The organism is Bacteroidota bacterium, from assembly GCA_030706565.1.
GTDB lineage: Bacteria > Bacteroidota > Bacteroidia > Bacteroidales > JAUZOH01 > JAUZOH01.
The window spans coordinates 1-2,548 of the sequence record JAUZOH010000501.1; the positions used below are offsets into that span (position 1 = coordinate 1).

Below are 2,548 nucleotides of genomic sequence, written 5' to 3' on the forward strand. Positions count from 1 at the left end.
ATTGAAACAGATAAGGAAAATGACTTGGCTTTTTGAGAATTATTAAATACCTGTCGTGCACATGCCCCGGGGTCCATTTTCCCTTTCCAGATTGTCCACTGTATACCTTCTAAAATATAATTCCTCAAATACTTCATTTTATGGCTGTCAAAGGCTAAGGGAGTCCCTTCAAACACACGGGCCCAGTATGCCATAGAACTGATATAAGCTAATCCATAATTTCCAAATTGCATTTGAGCACCATGTTGATGAAATGAATAATCAGGCTGCAGCCCTTCTTTGGTGGTAACATAAATTTCGGAAGCAATGGAATCACGGGAACTCACGGCCAAGGTTAAATTATCTGAAAGTAAAGCACAGATAACCATATTGCCGGCAATCCAAACTTTATTTTGCCCGGTAGCCCCGTATACTCTCTTTTTCATAATCTCCAGAGCCTGCTGTTTCTCATAAGGTGTTAATTCATCTTTTAATAACAAAAATCCTGGCCCCATCCATAAGGGTATTCCAATGTCATTGTACCACCAGTTGGGGCATACTAGTTTTTTCTCATACCAAAAAGCCATGGATTTATGTAAGGCCACGGATAAATCCTTTGAATTATAATATTTAGAACCAGGAGTTTTGTATGATTTCGCCATTGTCTGAAAGCGTATGGCATGAAGCTTAGGTGCCCAGCTGCTATTATTCCTATCTTTATAATCAATATCCGGCCAGGAACCATCAGCTTTTTGAGTATCCATAAATTCTTTTATCTCCGAATCAGAACTGTTTACTTCGAGGTAAAGTTTTAAATCATCGGCACCCCCGAAACGCCCCTTTTCCGAAATATCCATAAATTCTTTCACCAGATCTTCTCTTTCAACTTTCTGATGTAAAGTCACTTCATTAAGATTGCCCACCAATCTATTTATAACCTCCTGTTGAGCCTGAAGGTTTAACATTGCAAAAAACAAAATAAGGCTGATCGCTAGTCGCTTACACATAATATTCCTTTTATAAATTTTATTATTTAAGAGGTTTCGTTTCACCCCAGGGACTTGATTTTTCAGTATATTCAACAGGAGATACCTTAAAGGAGGGAAGTTTCGGCCCGGAATATACAGTAACAGCTTTCCCTTTGGGAATCTCTATTTCAATGATACCCCTGCCCAAATCTTTAAATGATTTACTACTTCCGGTAACTTTCAGGGTCCCTTTTATGCCTGTAGCAACCCGGCAGGGTTCGCCCGCAAGACTTTTAATTGTGACAAAAAGGGTTGCTCCGTTCTTTCTCTGGGCTGTTACTAAAAATGCCCCTTCGGCGCGGAAATCAGCAAAAGTCGCATTGAGCCATGTTGAGGGTAAACCCGGGAAAATTCTTATCGTATTTCCATAGCTGGTCATCAGGAGTTCCTGCACGATACGGGCAAAAGCCAGAGGCGTTTCTATTACCGGAAAACCCTCCCTGTACAAAGTATTAGGGAGAGGTGACTTTTTCAAAAAAGTTTTCAGGTAACCCAAAGCCTCATCGCCATAACCTCCGTCAGATAAGATGGAAGCAGCGCCCAACCAGGAATACCCCGCAAAAGCTTGCGGTTTTGAAACCCAGTTTTCCAATGATTTTTTGATTAATGGAACTTGATCTGCATTGTTCCAGGAATACTCATGAAAAGGATAAATCATAAAGAGATGGGACCAATGTCTGTGCGATTTGGCAAATGGCATATCCTTGCCTACCATAAAGCCGGTCGTATCATTCACTTCATAGGGAACCAAATGATCAATAATTTCTTTACAGTCCTTTACAATGGGATCATGGGCTTTTAAACGGGCATCAGTCAAAATGATAGTTGATGACAACCAACGCAAGCAAGCCAGAGTATAGGAACTGTTTTCAACGGCATCGGTATATTCCGGGGAAGCTGTTTTGGGAAGAGAAAATGTCCCATCAGGATGCTTTACTACAATATGACGGAGATAATTAAAAGAACCTTTCATCAACGGGAATAAACGTTCTTTCAGAAAACCATCATCCATTGAACTTCGATAATACATCCACAAATTATGCATGACCCATGGCAAGTTACCGACCTCACCTCCGACAGGAGAACTTAAATCAAGGGCTGATGCCCGGCCTATAGCATAGGAATCATTTTCATAAGGTGCAGCATTCCTGGCCAAATTGGCACGTTGGTTCCAGATTGTTTCAGCTAATGGTCCGGCTTCTTCCAGGTGATTGGACATATAAAATGGCCAATAGGTAAGCTGTATGTTCAGGTTCCACCATATAGCAGGCCATCCGGTGCTTCTAAACCAGGGCCCCATCAGATCCAATAAGGGCCCCTTTCCTCTGGAAGCTGATGCCATTTTGTACATCTGTATCCAGTAAAAATTTTCAATGGCTTGATCAGGTATAGAAACAAAACTTTTGGGATAATAATTATGCCACCATGCCCTGTGTGTAACTTCAAGATTTGTAACACCTTCTTTAGCCGATTGATTAACAAGTTGAACGGCTTCTTTTATTGCAGTTTTCCCGGGAATAGAAACGCCCAAACTAATATAA

General features: G+C 41.0%; 2 protein-coding genes. Both read right to left on the reverse strand.

What is annotated here, in order from left to right:
* A partial coding sequence (locus tag Q8907_16070) for a chondroitinase (protein MDP4275784.1) occupies positions 1-986 on the reverse strand: 986 nt, incomplete at its 3' end.
* Positions 987-1,008: 22 nt separating this feature from the next.
* A partial coding sequence (locus tag Q8907_16075) for a hypothetical protein (GenBank protein MDP4275785.1) occupies positions 1,009-2,548 on the reverse strand: 1,540 nt, incomplete at its 5' end.